The sequence below is a fragment of the Streptomyces sp. 891-h genome (genome assembly GCF_022760275.1).
Lineage (GTDB): Bacteria > Actinomycetota > Actinomycetes > Streptomycetales > Streptomycetaceae > Streptomyces > Streptomyces spirodelae.
Window position 1 is genome coordinate 5,614,898 of record NZ_CP050693.1, and the last position, 22,269, is coordinate 5,637,166.

At 74.0% G+C, this 22,269-nt stretch carries 18 protein-coding genes and 1 riboswitch; of the genes, 13 read left to right on the forward strand and 5 right to left on the reverse strand.

Annotated elements, in window-relative coordinates; translation table 11 throughout:
* The first annotated feature begins 1 nt into the window (after nt 1).
* From HC362_RS24620 to HC362_RS24650, 7 genes are all read left to right on the forward strand, one after another.
* A complete protein-coding gene (locus tag HC362_RS24620) occupies nt 2-2,221 on the forward strand; it encodes a molybdopterin oxidoreductase family protein (RefSeq protein ID WP_279240133.1) in 2,220 nt (739 codons plus the stop codon).
* On the forward strand, nt 2,218-3,780 hold the full coding sequence (locus HC362_RS24625; RefSeq protein WP_243086320.1) for an FAD-dependent oxidoreductase: 1,563 nt from the start codon (nt 2,218-2,220) through the stop codon (nt 3,778-3,780). Before HC362_RS24620 ends, HC362_RS24625 begins: the two co-directional genes overlap by 4 nt.
* Before the next feature lie 5 nt (nt 3,781-3,785).
* On the forward strand, nt 3,786-6,353 hold the full coding sequence (gene nirB / locus HC362_RS24630; RefSeq protein ID WP_243086328.1) for a nitrite reductase large subunit NirB: 2,568 nt from the start codon (nt 3,786-3,788) through the stop codon (nt 6,351-6,353).
* A gap of 44 nt (nt 6,354-6,397) precedes the next feature.
* Entirely contained in the window at nt 6,398-6,814 is a 417-nt protein-coding gene (gene nirD / locus HC362_RS24635; protein ID WP_243088797.1) for a nitrite reductase small subunit NirD, read from the forward strand.
* Between the two features lie 40 nt (nt 6,815-6,854).
* Nucleotides 6,855-8,018 (forward strand): uroporphyrinogen-III synthase, encoded by a 1,164-nt coding sequence (locus HC362_RS24640; RefSeq protein WP_243086330.1) that lies wholly within the window; start codon nt 6,855-6,857, stop codon nt 8,016-8,018.
* Nucleotides 8,015-8,698, forward strand: a complete 684-nt coding sequence (locus HC362_RS24645) for a CbiX/SirB N-terminal domain-containing protein (RefSeq protein ID WP_243086332.1) — start codon at nt 8,015-8,017, stop codon at nt 8,696-8,698. The genes HC362_RS24640 and HC362_RS24645 overlap by 4 nt, the downstream gene beginning before the upstream one ends.
* Nucleotides 8,699-8,948: 250 nt before the next feature.
* Nucleotides 8,949-9,066, forward strand: a riboswitch (SAM riboswitch).
* Between the two features lie 254 nt (nt 9,067-9,320).
* Nucleotides 9,321-10,718: an aminotransferase class V-fold PLP-dependent enzyme gene (locus HC362_RS24650; protein ID WP_243086334.1), complete on the forward strand. Its 1,398-nt coding sequence runs from the start codon at nt 9,321-9,323 to the stop codon at nt 10,716-10,718.
* Nucleotides 10,719-10,738: 20 nt separating this feature from the next.
* Here HC362_RS24650 and HC362_RS24655 read toward each other — a convergent pair whose 3' ends face one another.
* From HC362_RS24655 to HC362_RS24665, 3 genes are all read right to left on the reverse strand, one after another.
* On the reverse strand, nt 10,739-11,578 hold the full coding sequence (locus HC362_RS24655) for a MerR family transcriptional regulator (protein ID WP_243086336.1): 840 nt from the start codon (nt 11,576-11,578) through the stop codon (nt 10,739-10,741).
* 88 nt (nt 11,579-11,666) lie between these two features.
* Nucleotides 11,667-11,948, reverse strand: coding sequence for an Lrp/AsnC ligand binding domain-containing protein (locus tag HC362_RS24660; protein WP_209264831.1), 282 nt, complete (start codon nt 11,946-11,948; stop codon nt 11,667-11,669).
* Complete coding sequence (locus HC362_RS24665) at nt 11,945-12,616, reverse strand: rhomboid family intramembrane serine protease (RefSeq protein WP_243088798.1); 672 nt, start codon at nt 12,614-12,616, stop codon at nt 11,945-11,947. The genes HC362_RS24660 and HC362_RS24665 overlap by 4 nt, the downstream gene beginning before the upstream one ends.
* Before the next feature lie 277 nt (nt 12,617-12,893).
* Here HC362_RS24665 and HC362_RS24670 point away from each other — a divergent pair, with 277 nt between their 5' ends.
* The 5 genes from HC362_RS24670 to HC362_RS24690 all read left to right on the forward strand — a co-directional run bounded on the left by HC362_RS24670 (nt 12,894) and on the right by HC362_RS24690 (nt 18,745).
* Nucleotides 12,894-13,133, forward strand: a complete 240-nt coding sequence (locus tag HC362_RS24670; protein WP_243086337.1) for a hypothetical protein — start codon at nt 12,894-12,896, stop codon at nt 13,131-13,133.
* A gap of 398 nt (nt 13,134-13,531) precedes the next feature.
* A complete protein-coding gene (locus HC362_RS24675) occupies nt 13,532-14,833 on the forward strand; it encodes an NYN domain-containing protein (RefSeq protein ID WP_243088799.1) in 1,302 nt (433 codons plus the stop codon).
* Between the two features lie 330 nt (nt 14,834-15,163).
* Nucleotides 15,164-16,195, forward strand: a complete 1,032-nt coding sequence (locus HC362_RS24680; protein WP_243086339.1) for an NlpC/P60 family protein — start codon at nt 15,164-15,166, stop codon at nt 16,193-16,195.
* A 246-nt stretch (nt 16,196-16,441) separates the two neighbouring features.
* Nucleotides 16,442-17,485 (forward strand): C40 family peptidase, encoded by a 1,044-nt coding sequence (locus HC362_RS24685; protein WP_243086341.1) that lies wholly within the window; start codon nt 16,442-16,444, stop codon nt 17,483-17,485.
* Between the two features lie 24 nt (nt 17,486-17,509).
* On the forward strand, nt 17,510-18,745 hold the full coding sequence (locus HC362_RS24690; RefSeq protein ID WP_243086343.1) for a basic secretory family protein: 1,236 nt from the start codon (nt 17,510-17,512) through the stop codon (nt 18,743-18,745).
* Here the strand turns inward: HC362_RS24690 and HC362_RS24695 are convergent.
* Nucleotides 18,699-20,081 carry a glycosyltransferase family 87 protein gene (locus HC362_RS24695; protein WP_243086345.1) on the reverse strand — a complete coding sequence of 461 codons (1,383 nt, stop codon included), beginning with the start codon at nt 20,079-20,081 and terminating at the stop codon, nt 18,699-18,701. The genes HC362_RS24690 and HC362_RS24695 overlap by 47 nt on opposite strands.
* A gap of 88 nt (nt 20,082-20,169) precedes the next feature.
* Here HC362_RS24695 and HC362_RS24700 point away from each other — a divergent pair, with 88 nt between their 5' ends.
* Complete coding sequence (locus HC362_RS24700) at nt 20,170-21,312, forward strand: glycosyltransferase family 4 protein (protein WP_243086346.1); 1,143 nt, start codon at nt 20,170-20,172, stop codon at nt 21,310-21,312.
* On the opposite strand, the gene HC362_RS24705 is transcribed toward HC362_RS24700, so the two are convergent.
* A complete protein-coding gene (locus HC362_RS24705; RefSeq protein WP_243086348.1) occupies nt 21,295-22,221 on the reverse strand; it encodes a sigma-70 family RNA polymerase sigma factor in 927 nt (308 codons plus the stop codon). The genes HC362_RS24700 and HC362_RS24705 overlap by 18 nt on opposite strands.
* Between the last annotated feature and the right edge of the window lie 48 nt (nt 22,222-22,269).

Consider the following 22,269-nt stretch of genomic DNA (forward strand, 5'->3'; position numbering starts at 1 on the left):
GGTGACCGAGGCCCCCGTCCGCGCCGCTACCGCGACCGGTACCGCCACCCACTGCCCGTACTGCGCCCTCCAGTGCGCCATGACCCTGACCCCGGAGACCGAGTCCGGCCCGGCCCGGCTGAGCGTCACCCCGCGCGAGTTCCCCACCAACCGGGGCGGCCTGTGCCAGAAGGGCTGGACCTCGGCGCAGCTGCTGGACTCGCCCGAGCGCCTGACCACCCCGCTGGTACGGGACACCAAGGGCGCGCCGCTGCGCGGGGCCTCCTGGGACGAGGCCTTGGACCTGGTGGCCCGGCGGTTCCTGGCGCTGCGCGAGGAGCGGGGCGCGGACAGTGTCGCGGTCTTCGGCAGCGGTGGCCTGACGAACGAGAAGGCGTACGCGCTGGGGAAGTTCGCCCGGGTCGCGCTGGGCACCTCGCAGATCGACTACAACGGCCGGTTCTGCATGTCGTCGGCGGCCGCGGCCGGGAACAAGGCGTTCGGGCTCGACCGCGGGCTCCCTTTCCCCGTCACCGACCTGGACGACTCCGAGGCCGTGGTACTGGTCGGCGCCAATCCCGCCGAGACGATGCCGCCGCTGATGGGCCACTTCGACCCGGCCCGGCTGATCGTCGTCGACCCGCGCCGCACGGCCACGGCCCAGGCGGCGCTGGACGGCGGGGGCCTCCACCTCCAGCCGGCGCCGGGCACGGACCTCGCGCTGGCGCTCGGACTGCTCCATGTCGCGCTGGTGGAGGGCCACCTGGACACGCCGCACCGTACCGCCTACCGCGCGGAGCGCACCGTCGGCTGGGAGGACGTGCGGCAGTGCGCGGCCCGCTGGTGGCCGGAGCGGACCGAGCGGCTGACCGGGGTGGCCGCCGCCGATCTGCGCCGCGCCGCCGCCGCGCTGGCCCGCGCCCGCCGCGCCCACATCCTCACCGGTCGCGGCGCCGAACAGCACAGCAAGGGCGTGGACACCGTCTCCGCCTGGATCGATCTGGCCCTCGCCCTGGGTCTGCCCGGCACGCCCGGCTCCGGATACGGCTGTCTGACCGGGCAGGGCAACGGGCAGGGCGGCCGCGAGCACGGCCAGAAGGCCGACCAGCTGCCCGGCTACCGGCACATCGAGGACCCGACGGCCCGCGAACACATCGCCGGGATCTGGGGCGTCACCCCTGAGTCGCTGCCCGGCGCCGGGCGCAGCGCCTGGGAGCTGCTGGACGCGCTCGGCACCCCGGAAGGCCCCGCCGCGCTGCTGGTGATGGGCTCCAACCCGGCCGTCTCCGCGCCGCGTGCGCGCCGCGCCGTCGAGCGGCTGCGGGCGCTCGACCTCCTCGTCGTCGCCGACTTCCTGCGCTCGGAGACAGCCGAACTCGCCGACGTGGTGCTGCCGGTGACCATGTGGGCCGAGGAGTCCGGCACCATGACCAATCTGGAGGGCCGCGTACTGCGGCGCCGCGCTGCCCAGGCCCCGCCGCCGGGCGTGCGGACCGATCTGGAGGTGCTGCACGGGCTGGCCGTGCGGCTGGGCCGCTCCGCGCACGAGTTCCCCGCCGACCCGGCGCCGGTCTTCGACGAGCTGCGCCGCGCCTCGGCAGGCGGCACCGCCGACTACGCGGGCGCCGCACCGGAGCTGCTGGACGCGGGCGAGGCCTTGTACTGGCCCGTACGGGAGGGCACCGGCGGTTCCGTACGCGAGGCCGCCGGAGGTCCCGAGCCGGAGGCCACCCGCGACGGCGCGGAAGCCCTCGGCACCCCGAGGCTCTTCCTCGACCGGTTCGCGCACCCCGACGGGCGGGCCCGGTTCCTGCCCGTCGAACACCGGGAAGCCGCCGAGCTGCCCGACGCCGAGCACCCGCTGTACGCCACCACCGGGCGGCAGTTGCAGCACTACCAGTCCGGCGCGCAGACCCGCCGGGTGCCCGAACTGCTGGCCGCGGCGCCCGGACCGTACGTCGAGGTGCACCCCGACACGGCACGCCGCGCCGGGCTCGCCGACGGGGACGCCGCACGGGTCGTCTCGCGGCGCGGAGCCGTACTGGCCCGCACCCGCTGTGTGCCGAGCCTGCGCCCCGACACCGTCTTCCTGCCCTTCCACTTCCCGGGCGAGGGAGCGGCCAACGCACTGACCAACCCCGCACTCGACCCGGTCAGCCGGATGCCGGAGTTCAAGCTGAGCGCCGTACGGCTGGAGCGTGCCGACGGGGGAGGCGTCATGAGTCCCGAGGAGGCCGTGTGAACCGGGCCCTGAACGTCGTGGTCGTCGGCAACGGCATGGTCGGCGCGCGGCTGTACGAGGAGACGCTGCGGCGCGACCCGACCAGCAGGCGGGTGCGGATGACCGTACTGGGCGCAGAACCGGTCGGCGGCTACAACCGGGTACTGCTGCCCGGGCTGCTGTCCGGCTCGCTCACGGAGGCCGACCTGACCCCGGAGCCGCCGGGCGAGGGCTCACCGGCCACCGGCACGACCGTCACCGGAATCGACCGCGACGCGCGCACCGTCAGCACCGCCGACGGACGGCAACTCCCGTACGACAGGCTGGTGCTGGCCACCGGCGCCAGTACCGTCATACCCCCGCTGCCCGGGCTGCGCGAGGACACCGACGAGGGGAGCGGGGTACTGGCACGCGGCGTCACCGCGCTGCGCACGCTCGCCGACGCCCGCAGGCTGCGCCGCCTCGCCGACCGGGCACGCGCCGTCGGCGCGCGGATCGCCGTGCTCGGTGGCGGCGTCCTCGGCCTGGAGGCGGCACGGGCCCTGGTCGCCCGCGGGGTGGCCGTGACCGTCGTACACCCGGCGCCGCATGTGATGGACCGGCAACTGGACGCGCCCGCCGGGCGGGTACTGGGCCGCGCGCTGCGGCGTACCGGCATAGAGCAGCGGCTGGGCGTGATGGCGGTGCGCTGGGAGCCGGCCCGTGGGCTGCATCTGGACGACGGCAGCGTGCTGCCCGCCGCCGGGCTGCTGCTGTGCACCGGCGCACGGCCCGAGACCGGGCTCGCCCAGGGCTGCGGCCTGGAGACCGGTCCGGCCGGTATCGCCGTCGACGACACCCTCACCACCTCCGACCCGGACATCCACGCGCTGGGCGACTGCGCCGACGCCGAGCCCGGGCTCGTACAGCCCGGCTGGGAGCAGGCCGCCGTGCTGGCCGACCGGCTCACCGGCGAGGACCCGTACGCGCGCTACCTGGGCAGCCCGCGGGTGACCCGGCTGAAGGCGGCCGGTATCGAACTGGCCTGCCTGGGCGACCCGTTCGTGGCCGACGACGGCTTCGCCGGGCACGCCCCGGCAGGCGGCGGCCCGGGCGGGCAAGGGCCCGCCGCAGGCGACTTCCCGGACGACGGCGGCCCCGAGGTGCTGCGGCTGGAGGACCCGACCCGGGAGCGCTACGCCAAACTCGTGCTGCACGGCGACCGGGTCACCGGCGCCATCCTGCTCGGGGTGCCCGACGCGGCCGCCGGCCTCGTCCAGCTCTACGACAAGGGCGCCCCCGCCCCTTCCGACCGGCTGGCCCTGATGCTCGGCCGGGCACTGCCGCCCGAGACCGCCGGTGAGACGGGCGAGTCGCTGCCCGACCACGCCATGGTGTGCCGCTGCAACAGCGTCACCAAGGGCGCCCTGCGCTCCGCCTGGTACGACGGCGCCCGCTCGGCCCGCGAACTGGCCGACGCCACCCGCGCCACCACCGGCTGCGGCGGCTGCCGCGGCGCCGTCGAGAAGATCGCCGCCTGGCTCGCCGAGACCGACCCGCTCTCCAGCCGTGACACCCCTGCCACGACCGCCCCGAGGTGAACCCCATGACCAACTCACGATCCGAAACCCCGCGCAAGCTCGTCGTCGTCGGACACGGCATGGTCGGCCACCGGCTGGTCGAGGCCCTCGACTCCCGCGATACGGACCGGCAGTGGGAGATCACCGTACTCGCCGAGGAGCACCGCCCCGCCTACGACAGGGTGGCCCTCTCCTCCTGCTTCGACGGCGCCGACGAGAGCGCGCTGCGGCTGCCCGAGCACGACCCCGAGCGGATCGACCTCAGGCTCGGCGACCCGGTCACCGCACTCGACCGGGACGCCAACGCCGTACTCACCGCGTCCGGCGAGCGGGTGCCCTACGACGCGCTGGTCCTGGCCACCGGATCGCGGCCGTTCGTACCGCCGCTGCCCGGCTCCACGGCGCCCGGCTGCCTGGTCTACCGCACCCTCGACGACATCGACGCCATCCGCGCGGCGGCCAAGGAGTCCGCCACCGGGCGCGGAGTCGTCGTCGGCGGCGGACTGCTCGGCCTGGAGGCCGCCAACGCGCTGCGGCTGCTGGGGCTGACCACCCACGTGGTGGAGATGGCACCGCACCTGATGGCAGTCCAGCTCGATACGGGCGGCGGCGCGCTGCTCGGCCGCATGGTGGGCGAACTGGGCGTGGCCGTGCACACCGGAACCGGCACCCAGCAGGTCCTCACCAACCCGGAGACCGGCGCGGTCACCGGCGTGGAGTTGAGCGACGGCACCCTCCTGGAGACCGACCTGGTGGTCTTCGCCGCCGGGGTGCGGCCGCGCGACGAACTCGCCCGCGAGGCGGGCCTTCAGGTGGGAGAGCGCGGCGGCGTCGTCGTGGACGAGACCTGCCGGTCCGTCACCGACCCGGCTGTCTGGGCGGTGGGCGAGGTCGCCTGCATCGAGGGGCGCACCCTCGGCCTGGTCGCGCCCGGCTACGCCATGGCGGAGACGGTCGCCGACCGGCTGCTGGGCGGCGAGGCCGGCTTCCCCGGCGCCGACACCGCAACCCAGCTCAAGCTGCTCGGTGTCGGCGTGGCCTCCTTCGGCGACGCACACGCCACCACCCCCGGGGCCCTGGAAGTCGTCCTCAACGACCCGGTCGCGGCCACCTACGGCAAGCTGGTCGTCTCCGACGACGCCAAGACCCTGCTCGGCGGCATCCTGGTCGGCGACACCTCCGGCTACCCGCTGCTGCGTCCGCTGGTGGGCAGCGCCCTGCCCGCCGACCCGTCCGTGCTGCTGGCGCCGCAGTCCGAGGGCGGCGCCGCGGGAGTCGGTGTCGCCGGACTCCCGGACAGCGCGCAGATCTGCAGCTGTCACGCCGTCACCAAGGGCGCGCTGACCGAGGCCATCACCGAGCAGGGCTGCGCCGACGTGCCCGCGCTGAAGTCCTGCACCAAGGCGGGCACCGGCTGCGGCTCGTGCGTCCCCGCGCTCAAGCAGCTCCTGGAGGCCGCCGGTGTCGAGCAGTCCAAGGCGCTGTGCGAGCACTTCGACCACTCGCGGGCCGAGCTGTTCGAGATCGTCGCGGCCACCGGCATCACCACCTTCTCGCAGCTGGTGGCCGAGCACGGGCGCGGCCGGGGCTGCGACGTGTGCAAGCCGGCCGTCGCCGCGATCCTCGCCTCCCGCGACAGCGGCACCCATATCCTGGACGGCGAACGCGGCGGCCTCCAGGACACCAACGACCGCCACCTGGCCAATATGCAGCGCAACGGGACCTATTCGGTCGTGCCCCGCGTCCCCGGCGGCGAGATCACCCCGGCCAAGCTCATCGTGCTGGGTGAGGTCGCCCGCGACTTCGGCCTCTACACCAAGATCACCGGCGGTCAGCGCATCGACCTGCTCGGCGCCCGCCTCGAGCAGCTCCCCGCCATCTGGCGCCGGCTCACCGACGCCGGCTTCGAGTCCGGGCACGCCTACGGCAAGGCCGTCCGTACGGTGAAGTCCTGCGTGGGCTCCACCTGGTGCCGCTACGGCGTCCAGGACTCCGTCGGCCTCGCCATCGAACTGGAGCTGCGCTACCGCGGGCTGCGCGCCCCGCACAAGCTCAAGGCGGGCGTCTCCGGCTGCGCCCGTGAGTGCGCCGAGGCCCGCAGCAAGGACTTCGGCATCATCGCCACCGAGCAGGGCTGGAACCTCTACGTCGGCGGCAACGGTGGCTTCACCCCCCGGCACGCCGAACTCCTCGCGTCCGACCTGGACCACGAGACGCTGGTGCGCACCATCGACCGGTTCCTGATGTTCTACATCCGCACCGCCGACCGCCTCCAGCGCACCGCCGCCTGGCTGGAGAACCTGGAAGGCGGCCTCGACCACCTGCGGGCCGTCGTCATGGACGACTCGCTCGGCATCTGCGCCGAGCTGGACGCCGCCATGGAACGGCACGTCGCCGACTACCACGACGAGTGGCGCGGCGTCCTGGAGGACCCCGCGAAGCTGGCCCGCTTCACCTCCTTCGTCAACGCCCCGGAGACCCCCGACCCGGCGATCTCCTTCGCCGTCGAGCGGGAGCAGCCGGTACCGGTGCCGGGGCCGGTCTCCCTCGGCATGCCGGGCCTGCCCGCCGCCGAGGGCACGAGCGCCCGATGAAGACATCTGTCCCCGCGAGCCGAAAGGTGACCTCCGTGACCACCATGACCACCAGCTCCACCGCTCCCGCCGACTCCACCGGCCCCGCCACCGGCGCCGCCGACGAGTGGGCCGCCGTCTGCCCGCTGGACGCCCTCCCCGTCGAGCAGGGCCGCGCCGCGCTGCTGCCGGACGGCACCGCCGTCGCCCTCTTCCGGCTGCACACCGGCGAGATCCACGCGGTCGGGAATCTGGACCCCTTCAGCGGGGCACCCGTGATCTGTCACGGCATCGTCGGCGACCGCGACGGCGTCCCCGTCGTGACCGGACCGCTCGGCAAGGAGACCTTCGAGCTGGCGACCGGCCGCTGCCTGGACGACGAGACCGTCCTGCTCCCCGTCCACGAGGTCCGGCTGACCGGCCGGGTGATCGAGGTTACGGCCCGGCGAAACACGGTCGAAACGCTGGTCGGGCGAGGATGAACAACACGCAGCACCCACGAGAGCACTGAGAGGAGACGCAGTGTCGGCACCTGACCCGTCGCTCAGCCGCACGGGAACCGTTCCCCCGCTGGCGGGGTTCACCGTCGCGGTCACGGCCGCGCGCCGGGCCGAGGAGCTGGGCGCGCTGCTGGAGCGGCGCGGCGCCGAGGTCGTCCACGCGCCCGCGCTGCGCATCGTCCCGCTCGCCGACGACGAGGAACTGCGCGACGCCACCAAGGAGCTGGTGGCCCGGCCGCCGGACGTGGCCGTCGCCACCACCGGTATTGGCTTCCGCGGCTGGATGGAGGCCGCCGACGGCTGGGGCGAGGGCGAGGCCCTGCGCGCCGCCCTCGCCCGGAGCGAGGTGCTGGCGCGCGGCCCCAAGGCGTGCGGGGCGCTGCGCGCCGCCGGGCTCCGCGAGGCCTGGTCCCCGGCCTCGGAGTCCTCCACCGAAGTCCTCGAACGCCTGCTCGCCCGGGACGACCTGGACGGATTGCGGATCGCCGTCCAACTGCACGGTGAACCGCTGCGCGACTTCATCGACGCGCTGCGGGGCGCCGGCGCCGAGGTGGTGCCGGTGCCCGTCTACCGGTGGACGGGCCCCCTCGACCCCGCCCCTCTCGACCGCCTGATCGACAGCGTCCTGGCAGGCGGCGTGGACGCCGTCACCTTCACCAGTGCGCTGGCCGCCGCCGGGCTCTACGCCCGTGCCGAGGAACAGGGCGCCGCCGAGGAACTGACCCGGGCGCTGCGCGACCGCACCCAGGCCGCCTGCGTCGGCCCCGTCACGGCCGCGCCCCTGCTCGCCCGGGACATCCCCGCGTACTGGCCGGACCGCTTCCGCGTCGGAGCTCTCGTCCGCCTGCTCGGCGAACGGCTCCCCGCCACCGCGCCCACGCTGCCCGCCGCAGGCCACACGCTGGAGGTACGCGGCTCCGCCGCGCTGCTCGACGGCGAGCTGCGGCCCGTCAGCCCCGGCCCCATGGCCATCCTCCGCGCCCTGACCCGGCACCCCGGCCAGGTGATGTCCTGCGCCGACCTGCTGCCTTATCTGCCCGGCGGCGGCACCGACGAACACGCCGTCGAGGCCGCCGTCGCCCGGCTGCGCACCTCGCTGGGGGTCTCGTCAGTCGTGCAGACCGTCACCAAACGCGGCTACCGCATCGCCCTCGATCCCGCCGCCGTGTGTGAGGGCGACGCATGACCGTCCTCCTCGTCGCCCATGGCACCCGGCACCTCGCCGGCGTCCGCACCGTGCGGGAGCTGGCCGACGGCGTCGCGGCCCGGCTGGGGCAGCCGGTCGCTGTGGCCTACGCGGACGTACGGGGGCCGACCGTGGCCGAGGCCCTCTCCCGGTTGCCCGGTCCCGTCACCCTGATACCCGCGTTTCTCGCCTCCGGCTACCACGTGCGGGTCGACATCCCCGCGCAGGTGGCTGCCGCCGGGCGGGCCGACGATGTGCTGGTGACCCCCGCGCTGGGGGCCGACCCCGCGTTGCTGCCCGCGCTCGTCGACCGGCTCGCCGAGGCAGGGGTCCGGGAGGGCGACGCCGTTGTGCTTGCCGCCGCCGGGTCCTCCGATGCCGGTGCCCGGGCCGAGGCGCACGCCATGGCTCGGCGGCTCGGTCGCCTTCTGCGGGCGCCCGTGCCGGTGGCGTGGGCCGCCACCGCGGAGCCCGCTGTCGCGGAGGAGGTTGCGCGGTTGCGGAGTGCTGGCGCTCGCCGAGTTGCCGTCGCCGCCTGGTTGTTGGCGCCCGGCCTTTTCGCCGACCGCCTTGGGGCGGCCGGCGCCGATGTGGTGGCTGCGCCCCTGGGGGCGCACCCCTCGGTCACCTCCACCCTCACCTCGCGGGCCCACCCTTGCCTCGCGGCCGCCATTGGTTGAGGCCGCCTCCAATGGCTGAGGGCCCAGCCCTCTGACTCCCTCCCGTTCATGGGGGCTCCCGCCCCCAAACCCCCGGGTCCTCGCCGGACGGGCGCTGGGGGAGGAGCCCCCCGACACGACCACTCGGCGGTGAGCCGGGACACAAAGGGGGCGTGCGTCCACAACGCGGCGGGCCACCCCGTGAGGGGGAGGTCCACATGGTGGATGGGGCAATGGTGGGGCCGCGAATGGTGTGGCATACTCCTGCCCAGGTCACGAGCGACAGCGACCAGGCCCCGGCCCGCTGTCCGGCAACCCTCCGTCCGTGGCGGGGTGCCCCGGGTGATGACCAGGCCGTAGGACAGCGAGGTCTACGGCAAGCGCGGATCCCTCATCGCCAGGGGTCCTGGTCTACGAGGGAGCCTTCTGTGAGCAAGCGAATGCGCTAGGGCCAAGGGCAGCAGCACTCTTCCGCGCCCGGGCCCGCCTCCCACCGCCACCGTCACGCTCCCCCTGTCACGCCGTCAGGCAACAGCGCACGTACGGCATTGCCATGCCGCGATGCAACGGCGCCGCGATGCCGCGTTGCCACGACGCCGCGATGCCGTGAGCCTCCATACCACCCCCTCGCCGGAGTACCCTCATGTCTGCAACCACCACATTTGCCCCCATCTGTACCCTCTCCCGCGCCGACGAGCCGCTCCCCGTGCTGGGCCGCGAGGTGCACGTCCCGCTCGTCACCGGCGGCGAAACCCCGTACGCGGCGCTGGACTACGCGGCGAGCGCCCCCGCGTTGCAGCGGGTGTGGGACGACGTGGCGGCGTACGCGCCGTACTACGGCAGCGTGCACCGCGGCGCCGGTTACCTCTCCCAGCTGTCGACGGACCTGTTCGAACAGAGCAGGCAGACGGTGGCCGAGTTCCTCGGCTGCCGTGCAGACGACCAGGTCGTCTTCACCCGGTCGACGACCGACTCCCTCAACCTTCTTGCCGCCGCGCTGCCGCCCGGCACCAGGGTGTTCGTGTTCGAGACCGAGCACCACGCCGCCCTCCTGCCGTGGCAGGCCCGCGGCAGCGACGTGACCTATCTGGACGCGCCCCGGTCGCCCGAACAGGCCGTCGCAACGCTGGAGTCGGCCCTGCACGCGGCGCCCGCCGGGCCGAAGCTGGTCTGTGTGACGGGCGCCTCCAACGTCACAGGGGAGGTGTGGCCGGTGCGTGAGCTGGCCCGCGCCGCGCACCGGCACGGCGCCCGCCTGGTGCTGGACGCCGCGCAGCTCGCCCCGCACCGGCCGGTCAGCCTGTCGGAACTGGAGGCGGACTGGGTGGCGTTCTCCGGGCACAAGCTGTACGCGCCCTTCGGCGCCGGAGTGCTGGCGGGCCGCGCCGACTGGCTGCGCGCGGCGGAGCCGTACCTGGCGGGCGGCGGCGCCAGCCGTCGGGTGTCCCGTACCACGGACGGCACCGTGGAGGCGGAGTGGCACACCACCGCGGCCCGCCACGAGGCGGGCTCGCCGAACGTGATCGGCGCGTACGCGGTCGCCTCCGCCTGCCGGGCCCTGACCGAGGCCGGGTTCGACCGCCTCGTGGCCCGCGAGGAGGAGCTGCTGGCCCGGCTGCGCAAGGGACTGGCCGAACTCCCCGAGGTGCGGGTCCTCTCCCTCTTCGGCGAGGACGCGGACCAGGTCGGCGTGGTCTCCTTCGTCGTGGAGGGCTGGAACAGCTCCCACTTCGCGGCGGCGCTCTCGGCCGAGTACGGGATCGGGGTACGCGACGGCCTCTTCTGCGCCCATCCGCTGCTGCGCGCGCTCCTCGGGCAGCAGGGCGACGCCCCGGGGGAGTGCGGAGCTCCCGAGGGGGCGTCCGGGGGGACCCGCGCGCTCAACGCGATCCGCGTCAGCTTCGGCGCCGGGACGCCGGACGAGCACGTGGACCGGTTCCTCGGCGCCGTCAGGCAGTTGGTGCGGGACGGAGCGAGCTGGACCTACCGTACGGAGAACGGCCGCTGCGTCCCGGACCCCCGCAGGGGCGCGGCGAACTGAGCCGTCGTCCCTCGCCCCGGTCAGCCGGCGGCCTCCCGCTCCCGTACCGGCACCATCAGATGGGTGACGAGCCGGTCGGGTGGGGTGGTGGCGGGGTCGTCGACGTAGACCTCCCGCAGCGGCCCGGCCGGGGCGTGCCCGCGCTCGGCGCACCACGCCAGCAGCGCGTGTGCGGTCAGCGGGATCTGCGCGTACGGGCCCACATGCGTCGCGCGGGCGAACGTCCCGCCCGGCAGCAGCTCGGCGGTCACGGACTCGGACACAGCGGCGCCGCCGTCTTCCAGGGTGGCGCCGTCCTCCAGCGCCGCCCCGACCGAGATCGGAACGTGCTCCTCCATGTCGAGCGGGAACAGCCCGGTGAGCTGGGGCGGGCCGTCCCCTGAGAGCAGCGGCAGGAGCCGGGCCACACAGCGGGAGGTGGCCCGCGCGATGTCGTACGGCGAGGTGGCGACCTCCCGTACCAGGGCGACGCGCTGTGGACCCTCCTCGTGGAGGGCGACGTGTGCGGTCTCGGCGCTGGGCAGCCCCCGCTCCAGGATGTGCTCCAGCGCGGTGAGGCTGTGCCGGCGCCGGGCGAGCTCGCCCTCGAGCCGGTCGCGTACGGCGGCCAGCGCGCCGGGGGCGGTCGGCTCCCCGCGCAGCACTTCGGCCACGACGGGCAGCGGCACGTCCAGGGAGCGCAGCAGGCCGATGGTCAGCGCGTCGGGGGCCTGCCCGGCGCGGTAGTAGCGGTATCCGGTGGCCGGGTCCACCCGGGCGGGAGGCAGCACGCCGAGGTCGGCATAGTGCCGCAGCTGTTTGACGCTGAGCCGGGCCAGGCGGGCGAACTGCCCGATGGACAGCAGGGGTTCGTCGGTCACGCGGACAACGATGGACCCTCCCACCGGGAGAGTCATCCTCCCTTCCGCGCCGTTCCGGCGGAATTCCGCGCCGTTCCGGCGAAACGCCTCAGGAGTCGAGGCCGATGGCGAAGGCGGATTCCAGGTCGTGCTGGGAGTAGGTGCGGAAGGCGATATGGGTCTCGGTGGACTCGACGCCCGGCACCTTGCTGATGCGGCCCGGGATGATGTCGGCGAGGTCGTCGTGCTGGGCGACGCGGACCATGGCGATCAGATCGTGCGCACCGGTGACGGAGTAGACCTCGCTGACGCCCTCGATGGCGGCGATCTGCTCGGCGATCTCGGGGATGCGGTCGGTGCTCGTCCGGATGAGGACGATGGAAGTGATCACGGTGGGGTCTCTCCCTCTGACGCCGGGGTTGGCCCGGTCACTTTAGCCCGGCGGTAGCACAGCCAGGCATACAGGAAGCCCAGCGTGAAACCCACCACATGGGCCAGGTAGGCGACGCCCGGCCCGTCGCCGTCCTGCCGGGCGGCCAGCCACTGCACGGTCAGCCAGAACAGGAGCACCACCCAGGCGGGGAAGCGCAGCGGGAGGAAGTAGAGGAAGGGGAAGACACTGGTCACCCGGGCGTGCGGGTGCAGATAGAGGAAGGCGCCCAGCACCGCGGAGATCGCACCGGAGGCGCCGACCAGCGTCTCACCGGAGGCCGGGTGCGCCGCCGCGTAGCAGAGCATGGCCACATATCCGGTGCCCAGATAGAAGAGGGCGAAGCGCACCGGGCCCATGCGCTGCTCGACCGGTCCGCCGAAGACGAACAGGAAGAGCAGGTTTCCGAGCAGATGCAGCCAGTTGCCGTGCAGGAACAGCGCGGTCAGCGGTGCCGCGAGCGGGCGTACGGCACCGCTCAGCAGCGTGCGGGGCACCACGCCCCACTGGTTGAAGTAGGCCGACCTGGCCTCCTGGAGAGCCCGCCCCGTACCGTAGGAGGGGACGAGGCCGGAGGCCGGGCCGATCAGGAAGACCAGGCAGCAGCAGCCGATCAGGGCGTACGTCATCAGGGGCCGGGCCGGGTGCGGATGCCCGCCGGGGTCCCGAGACGGGGCGTCGGCGCGGCCGGGGCGCTGGGCGTCGGTGCCGTCCATGACCGGATCATGGACCGTCCGGCCCCAGGGCATGCTCCTCGACACACGTGGAGGCGGGCGGACGGTCCCAGGCCGTAGGGTTTACGGGACGTGACCCCGCGCCGCGTGTCTGTGACGTGTCCGCGGCAGCGACAGACCGAGACCCTTCGACACCGAGACCCTTCGACCTTCAGGAAACGAGGACGAGACGATGGCGGTCCCCACGCCGACGGCCGAGACCCGCTGGCGCTGCACCCTGTGCGGCAATCTCACCCGGTTCGACGTGACACGTTCCAGCAAGGTGGTCGAGTACGTCCATCTGGACCTGGCGGGAGCGCCGACGGTCGAGGAGCGGGAGGTGCTCAGTGAGAGCATCGAGTCCGTGCGCTGCAGATGGTGCAACGCCGTGGACCAGGTCGAACTGGTGGACCGGCCCAGCGCTCAGGTGTAGGGCTCAGGGCTCAGAGACGGCAGGTGTGACCGGTGGAGGAACGGACGGGCGGCGACCCTCGGCAGCCGGAACCGGCTGCCGGGAAGGAAACCGGGCCCGCTGCCCGCGCGGCGGCTGAGGGCCCGGCGGCCCGGCCGGACCCCGGCAGCGCCGAGGGACACCCCTCCGCCGGGCCGCACCACGCCCCGGAACCGGACCAGGGCCCGGACTCCGGCACGGAGGGCCGGGACGCTGCGGGACCGGGCGCTGCGGGACCGGGCGCCGCGGATTCCGGCGCGGAGCACGCGGGCGCCGAGACACCGGACGCCGAGGCACCGCGCGACGGCGAGGCGCCGAGCACCGAGGCACCGGACGAGCAGGCGCCGGACGACCAGGCGCCGGACGACGAGGGCGAGAGCCTGGAGCGGCCGCTGCCGGAGAAGGTGCGGCGGCGGGTGGTCGCCGTCACCGGGGACGCCCTCGGCGGACTGACCATCGCCGAACTTCCCCCGCCATTGCGGCAGTATGCCCGTTTCACCCCGCAGCGCCGCGCCAAGTTCGGCGGCAACGCCATGGCGGCCGCATTGGAGAGCGACGCGGTCTTCCGGCAGCGCATCGCCTCCCGGGTGCGCGAACAGCTCCCCGAACTGGCCGGCGCGCTCGACGAGGGCTCCCCGCCCCCGGCAGCCGATCCCGTGGACGTGGCGGCAGCCGCCTACATCCTGCGCCCGTCCGGCTGGGCGAAGCTGGTCGCGGCGGCGGGCGAGGAGGCCCAGCGCGCCCAGGCCGAGCGGGCCGGTGAAGAGGCCCAGCGGGAGCTGGCCCGGCTGCGTGAGGAGCTCTCGCACGCCAAGGGCGCGGCCCGGGACGAGGCCGAGCGGGGGCGCCGCGAGCTGGAGTCGCTGCGCAAGGAGCTGGACGGCACCCAGCGCAAGCTGCGCAGCGCGCAGGCCGATGTACGCCGCCGCGAGGCGTCACTGCGCAAGCTCCAGGAGGAGCTGGACGCGGTACGGTCCGCTGCCGGTACGGAGAAGGCGGCGCTGGACAGCGAGGTGCGGCGGCTCAAATCCCGCCTCGCCGAGACCGAGTCGGCCCTGGAGGCCGGGCGGCGCGCGGCACGCGAGGGCCGCAGCGTGGAGGACATGCGGGTGCGTCTCCTCCTCGACACGGTGCTGGACGCGGCCCAGGGGCTGCGCAGGGAACTGGCGCTGCCGCCGTCCGAGACCCGTCCCGCCGACACCGTCGACGCGGTGGAGCCGGGCCGGATGTCGGCCAAGGACGTGGCGGCGCGGGCGCTTTCGGAGACCGATCCGGCGCTGCTGGACCAACTGCTGGCGCTGCCCCAGGCCCATCTGGTGGTGGACGGCTACAACGTCACCAAGACCGGCTATCCCGCGCTGCCGCTGGAGAAGCAGCGGCTGCGGCTGCTGGGCGGGCTCGCGGTGCTGGCGGCGCAGTCGGGCGCCGAGGTCACCTGTGTGTTCGACGGTGCTGAACTCGCCGCGCCCGTTCTGCTGGCGCCGCCGCGCGGAGTGCGGGTGCTCTTCTCCAAACCGGGCCAGACCGCGGACGAGTTGATCCGCCGCCTGGTGCGCGCCGAACCGCCGGGCCGTGCGGTGGTGGTGGTCTCCAGCGACCGCGAGGTCGCCGACGGCTGTGCGGCGGCCGGGGCCAGGCCCGTGGCCTCCACGCTCCTCCTCAAGCGGCTCGCCCGGAGCTGACCCGTCTCCGCGCTTGACCTCAACTCCTCTGCACATAAAGGACATCCGGGTCGTGGTGCCCCGGGAGAGGTAGCGATGTGTGAGGCAACGCTCGCCGTGCGTTGACGCCGGGTAAAGAATGCGGCTGTGAGACGCCTTTTTTCCTGAGGGATTTGATCGGATCACTACGCGTGGCTAATCTCAGGCCCGAACCTTCGCTCGGTTGATCACCTATCCGGGGTGACAGCGGAGGCCCGCCTCGTTCTGCCCGACCGGGATCGCCCAGTCCCGTGACGCGGAGCCGGAGATGACCAGACCGGCAGGCGGCTGAGGAAGAAGGAGCTCGCCCCAGTGGCGTCCCACCGTCGTCCCAAGCAGCCGAGTCGCGCACGTGTCAGCGTCTTCACCATGACCGCTGCAGCGGCTGTCGCTCTCACCTCCCAGGCGGCGCACGCCGACCCGCAGACCTCCAAGAAGGACGTCAAGGAGAAGGTCGACAAGCTCTACGAGGACGCCGAGGCGGCCACCGAGAAGTACAACGGCGCCAAGGAGAAGCAGTCCAAGCTCTCCAAGGAGGTCGAGCACCTCCAGGACAGCGTCGCGCGGGGCCAGGGCGAACTCAACAGCATGCGCGACAAGCTCGGTTCGATGGCCACGGCGCAGTACCGCTCCGGCGGCATCGACCCCTCGCTGCAGCTCTTCCTCTCGTCCGACCCGGACAACTACCTGGACAAGGCCTCGGCCATGGACCAGTTGAGCACCAAGCAGGCCAGCGCGCTCAAGAAGATCCAGGCCAAGCAGCGCAGCCTCGCGCAGCAGCGCAAGGAGGCCGCGGGCAAGCTGAAGGACCTCTCCAGCACCCGCAAGGAGCTCGGCGAGAAGAAGAAGGAGATCCAGGGCAAGCTCGCCGAGGCCCAGCGGCTGCTCAACACGCTGACCGCCAAGGAGAAGGCGAAGCTCGCCGAGAAGCAGGAGCGCGCCGACCGCGCCTCCAGCGACCGCGCCGACCTGGGCAAGCTCCCGCCCGGCTCGGGCCGTGCGGCCGCCGCGCTGGCCGCCGCCAAGGGCAAGATAGGCAGCCCGTACGTGTGGGGCGCCACAGGACCCAGCTCCTTCGACTGCTCCGGGCTGACCTCGTGGGCGTACAAGCAGGCGGGTGTCTCGCTGCCGCGCACCTCCCAGGCGCAGGCCAACGCCGGTACCCGCATCGGCAGTCAGAGCCAGCTCAAGCCGGGCGACCTGGTGCTGTTCTACAGCGACCTGCACCACATCGGCCTCTACGCGGGGAACGGCCAGGTGCTGCACGCCCCCAAGCCCGGTGCCAACGTGCGCTACGAGTCGATGGGCAACATGCCCTTCCAGTTCGGCGTCCGGGTGGGCTGACCCGCCACCGGGTCACGGGCTCCCCCCCCCCGATCAGCAGCCAGTGTGATGACCGCTAAACGTCCTTCGTCCGAGTGAACCCACCCGGGTGCGGATGACCCCCGCACCCGGCCGGTGACCTGCGCGATCGGCGAACGCCGAGGCGCGGAGCAGGACTTACAAGGCTCCCACGGTCCTTTGTCCCCTGTATGGGCACGGCTACATTCTGCGGGCGCAAGTCGCCTAGCGGAAGGAACGCCTCCTCCAGTGGCATCGCACCGGTCCCCTCGACGTACCCCTCAGCCCGGGCAGGGCTGGCCAGCGCGGGTCACCGTGCTGTCGGCCGCCGCCGCGGGCGCGGCCGCCGCGCTCGTCCCCGCGGCGCCGGCGGGCGCCAAGCCCGACGACCAGCCGTCCGCCGCCGGCCTCAACTCCCGCATCGACCGGCTCTACGAGGAGGCGGAGGTCGCGACGGAGAAGTACAACGGGGTGGCGGAGCGTGCCGGGAAGCTGCGCGAGCAGGTGGCCAACGCCCAGGACGGCGTCGCGCGCGGCCAGGCCAAGGTCAACCGGCTGCGCGACTCCCTCGGCTCCCTCGCGGGCGCCCAGTACCGCTCGGGCGGCCTCGACCCGGCCGTGGCCCTGATGCTCACCGAGGACCCCGACAGCTACCTCGACAAGGCCGCCACTCTCGACCGCATCGGCAGCCGCCAGGCGGCCAGGCTGCGCCAGCTCCAGTCGGCCCAGCGCCACCTCGCACAGCAGCGCAACGAGGCGGCCGCGAAGCTCGAGCGGCTCGACGGACTGCAAAGGTCCCTCGAACAGCAGAAGAAGGACATCCAGAAGAAGCTCGCGGCGGCCCGACGGCTGCTCGACCGGCTGACCCCCGAACAGCGCGCCAACCGCGACGGCCACCGGGCCAAGAGCGCCGCCGGAGTCGACCTCGGCGGCGCCAAGCCGTCCTCGGAGCGCGCCGCCGCCGCTGTCGCCGCCGTCAAGTCGGCGGTCGGACGCCCGTACGCCTGGGGAGCGGCCGGGCCGGGCTCCTTCGACTGCTCCGGGCTGACCCAGTGGGCCTACAAGCAGGCGGGCACCTCCATCCCGCGCACCTCGCAGGCCCAGCGCTCGGCGGGCCGGCAGGTGCCACTGAGCCAGGCCCGCCCCGGCGACCTGGTGATCTACCGCGACGACGCCAGCCACGTGGGCATGTACGTGGGCGGCGGCCAAGTCGTGCACGCGCCCCACCCGGGCGCCCCGGTGCGCTACGACCCGGTCGGCATGATGCCGGTCTCCTCGGTCACCAGACCCTGAACCGCTGCCCGTACCCTCGATGGGGTGCGGCGGCAACGAATGCGGTACGGGCGAGCGCTGAGCGGTACGGCGGCGCTCGCCCTGCTGTGCGGTCTCGGCGGCTGTCTGCGCACCGACGCGCACGACCAGGACCGTGCCCCCTTCCAGCGCCTTCTCGATCGGCAGTCCGCCGCACTGCGCGCCGGTGACGAACACGGCTATCTGTCCGCCGTCGCCCCGCGCGCCGCCGGCCACCAGCGGCAGATCTTCCACAACCTGCGGCGGCTTCCGCTCGCCGAGTGGTCCTACGCCGTGCGCGAGGTCAAGGCGCGGGACCGGCGTGCCACCGTCGAGGCGACCCTCCGCTACCGCCTCGCGGGCTACGACAGAACCGCCACCACCGCCGCCGAACGGCTGCGCTTCATACGGCAGGACGGCACCTGGCGGCTCGCCGACGAGGCGTCCGGCAGCGCCACCCAGGTCTGGGAACAGGGCGCCATGACCGTCGTACGGGGCGAGCACAGCCTGGTGCTGGGCGTCGGCCGCGAGCGCTCCCGACTAAGGGACCTCGCCGACGCCGCCGACCGCGCCGTCCCCGCCGTCTCGGCGACCTGGCCCGAGCACTGGACCCGCAGGACCGTACTGGAAGCGCCCGCCTCCACCCGGCAGATGGCCCGGCTGCTGGGCTCGCCCGCCGCCGCCTCCCGGACCTACGAGGGCATAGCGGCCGTCACCACCGGCGAGGCGACCGGCTCGCACGGAGCCGGAAACGACGCCGACGCCGACCGTATCGTCGTCAACCCCCGCGCCTACGGGCTGCTCAGCGAGGAAGGCCGGCAGGTCGTCCTCACCCACGAGACCACCCATGTGGCCACCCGCCGCTGGACCACCCCCGCCACCCCGCTGTGGCTCTCCGAGGGCATAGCCGACTGGGCCGGCTACCGCGGGTCGCGGCTGAGGCCCCGCCAGGCCGCCCCGGAGCTGGCCCGCGCCGTCGCCGAGGGGAGGGCGCCGCGCGGGCTCCCCGCCGATGGTGACTTCCGCTTCGGGAACGAGCCCGCTGCTCTTGCCCGTGCCTATGAATCCGGCTGGCTGGCCTGCCGGATGGTCGCCGACCAGTGGGGGTCTGACGCCCTCCTCGCCCTGTACGAGCGCGCCGGGCGGGAGAACGGGGGCCGCCGCCCCGACACCGACGCAGCCCTGAAAGCCGTCCTCGGTGTCGACATCCACCAGTTCACCGCTCGCTGGCGTGCCTATGCGAGTCGGCAGTTGGAGCAGTGACCCTCGCGGTGCTCCGGGGAGGGGGTGCCGCTTGCTGTGGTTTGCGGGCCGCGGGGACGTCGTGGCTTGTCGCGCCGTTCCCCGCGCCCCTGAGGGGGCGCGTCCCTCCCGCTGCGCGGGGCACCGTGGAGCGCCACAGTTGGACGCAGGCGGCCACGGCGGCAGCCACCAGCAACGCGTTGCGGAGTGCCAGCACCAGCACCCCCTTCCCCTCGCTGGCGACCACATCCGCGAACCAGACGGGGAACTCCAGCTGGGTGAGGCCGGCAGCGGCCACCACCAGCCAGGCCGCCAGCGTCTGGCGGCCGGCCCGCAGGGTCAGGCACACCGCGGCCAGCCCCACCAGCCACACCAGGTACTGAGGGCTCAGCACCCGGCTCGTCACCACGAACACCAGCACAGCGGCCAGCGCGGTGTCCGCCGGTGTCGCGGGCGTCCACGCGGCAGCGCGGGCCCGCCATCGCCACAGCACCAGCCACCCGAACCCCGCACCGGTCAGTACGACGGCCACATTGCTCACGGTCCGCACGCCCGGCCCCACGAACTCCATGGAGCCGTACCGCAGCAGCACCTGCCCCTCCCAGCCGAACTGCCGCGCCGCGTGCAGCACCAGCGAGGAGACGGACTCCACCTCGGTGCCCCGGCCGCCCTGCGCGGACAGGAAGTCCAGCGCGCCCGGCATGGCGGCGGCGAAGCCGGCCGTCACCACGACCGCGGTCACCAGCGCGCTCAGCCAGGTCACCCGGGTCGCCCGCCCCCGGGGCGTACCGAGCAGCAACAGCACGGGCCACACCTTCACCAGCGCGCCCACCCCGGCCAGCACCCCCGCCGTCCGGGGATGCCGGGCGGCGGCCAGCAGCGCGGCGACGGCGAGCGCGGTCACCATCAGGTCGTAGCGCGCGTACGCGGTCGGCCCCAGCAGCGGTACGCCGACGACCCACGCCCACACCCCGGCCGGGCTGCGCGAGCCGGCCTCCGGGTCGCGCGCTCCGCGTTGCCGCACCGCGTACAGCAGCAGCCCGAAGACCACCGCGTCGGCGACGCAGGCCAGCACGAAGAACGCCGAGGCGTAGCTGAGCAGGCCGAGACCGGTGAGCAGTCCGGGGGAGAGGATCACCAGCGCGGCGGCGGGCGGGTACTGCCATGTCACATCCCCGGAGGGAAACGTTCCGGCGCTCAGCCTGTCGAACCAGCCGTGGTAGATCACCGAGACGTCCGAGGTGATGTCCATGCCCCCGGGCACGGTGAGGACCTTGAAGACGTACAGCAGCAGTACGGCCCGGGTGACCGCCCACACCAGCCCGGGCGCCACCGCACCGCGCCGGGCCCTTCTCACCTCGCCCCGCACCTTCGTCCTTCCTCGTATCGGCCGGCCGGCTGCCGCCCGCACCGCAGCGTGCCGGCACCCGGTACTGTCGGCGGCGATGCGCAAGACCCTGATCGTCACCAACGACTTTCCGCCCCGCCCCGGCGGCATCCAGGCGTTCCTGCACAGCATGGCGCTACGTCTGGACCCGTCCCAGGTCGTCGTCTACGCGTCGACCTGGAAGCGGGGCCGGGAGGGCACGCAGGCCACGGCGGCGTTCGACGCCGAGCAGCCGTTCACGGTCGTACGCGACCGTGCCACGATGCTGCTGCCCACTCCGCGCGTGACCAAGCGTGCCGTCTCGCTGCTGCGGGAGCACGGCTGCCGCGCCGTGTGGTTCGGCGCGGCAGCGCCGCTGGGTCTGATGGCGCCCGCGCTGCGCAGGGCGGGCGCCGAGCAGATCGTGGCCACCACGCACGGCCATGAGGCGGGCTGGGCGCAGCTCCCCGCGGCCCGGAGCCTGCTGCGGCGGATCGGTGAGGAGACCGACACCCTCACCTATCTCGGCGAGTACACGCGTCGCCGCATCGCTGCCGCGCTCACCCCGGGGGCCGCCGCGCGGATGGTGCAACTCCCGCCCGGTGTGGACGAGAAGACCTTCAACCCCGGCTCGGGCGGCGACGCGGTCCGCGCCCGGCTGGGGCTGACCGAGCGCCCCGTGGTCGTGTGCGTCTCGCGTCTCGTCCGCCGCAAGGGCCAGGACACCCTGATCGAGGCGATGCCCCTGGTGCGCGATGCGGTGCCGGACGCGGTGCTGCTGATCGTCGGCGGCGGACCCTACCGCACCGACCTGGAGCGGCTTGCCGCCTCCCGGGGCCTGTCCGACGCCGTCCGCTTCACCGGGCCCGTCTCCTGGGAGGAGCTGCCGGCGCACTACGGCGCCGGTGACGTGTTCGCCATGCCGTGCCGCACCCGGCGCGGCGGGCTGGACGTGGAGGGGCTCGGCATCGTCTACCTGGAGGCTTCCGCCACCCGGCTGCCCGTCGTCGCGGGCGACTCCGGGGGCGCCCCGGACGCCGTACTGGACGGCGAGACCGGCTGGGTGGTCCCCGGCGGCAGCCCCCGGCAGACCGCCGACCGCCTGGTCGAACTCCTCCGCGACCCGGCGCTGCGCACCCGGATGGGCACCAGGGGCCGCCAGTGGGTCGAGGAGCGCTGGCGCTGGGACCTGCTCGCGGAGCGGCTACGCGAGCTGCTGTGAGCCGGGCCCAGGTACAGCCTCCGGCGGCACCGGGTCGAGCAGCGCCACCTCGAGACCGGCCAGTCGCGCCGGGTCCGCGATCACCTCGTACGCCGCGATCCGGCCGCCCTCCACGGCGAAGGTGAGCGCCGCGAGCAGTCTGCCGCGCGGCGCGAGGACCGCCCCCACGGCCCCGTCCACCAGCGCGGCCTGCGCGTACCGGGACCGCTGGGACAGCAGCACCGTGCCCCGGGCCACGGCGTCGGCGCCGCGTACGAGCGCCGCGGCGCCCGCCGGAAGAGCCGCCGGATCGGCGCGGCGCACCACATCGGGCGCGAGAACGGTGAGCAGCCCGGCCAACTCCCCCTTGCGCGCGGCGGACAGGAACGCCTCGACCGCTGTCCGCTGCTGAGCCAGCTGTGCCGCGGGCACGGCCGGGGTCCCGCGTACGCGGCTGCGGGCCCGGCTGGCGAGCTTCTTGGTGGCGACGGGGGAGCGCTCCACCAGCGGCGCGATCTGCTCGAAGGGGACGGCGAACATGTCGTGCAGCACGAACGCGACCCGCTCGGCCGGTCCCAGCCGGTCCAGTACGACGAGCAGGGCCCGGCCCACCGAGTCGGCCAGCAGCACCTCGTCCTCGGGCCCGTCGTCCTCCCCCTGTGGCAGGGGGTCGGGCACCTGCTGGCCCACTGGCTCCTCGGGACGGGCGGCGCGGGCCCGCAGCATGTCGAGACAGATACGGGAGACAACCGTACGCAGCCAGGCGGGCAGGTTGTCGATGGACTCGGCGTCGGTGCGGCTCAACCGCAGCCATGTCTCCTGCACGGCGTCCTCCGCCTCGCTGAGCGAGCCCAGCATCCGGTAGGCGACGGCCAGCATCGGGCCACGGCCGGCCTCGAAGCGCTCGGCCAGCCCGGTCAGCTCGTCCATCGGTCACCTTTCCTCCGCGCGGTCCGTCACCTACCTCGACGTATCCCA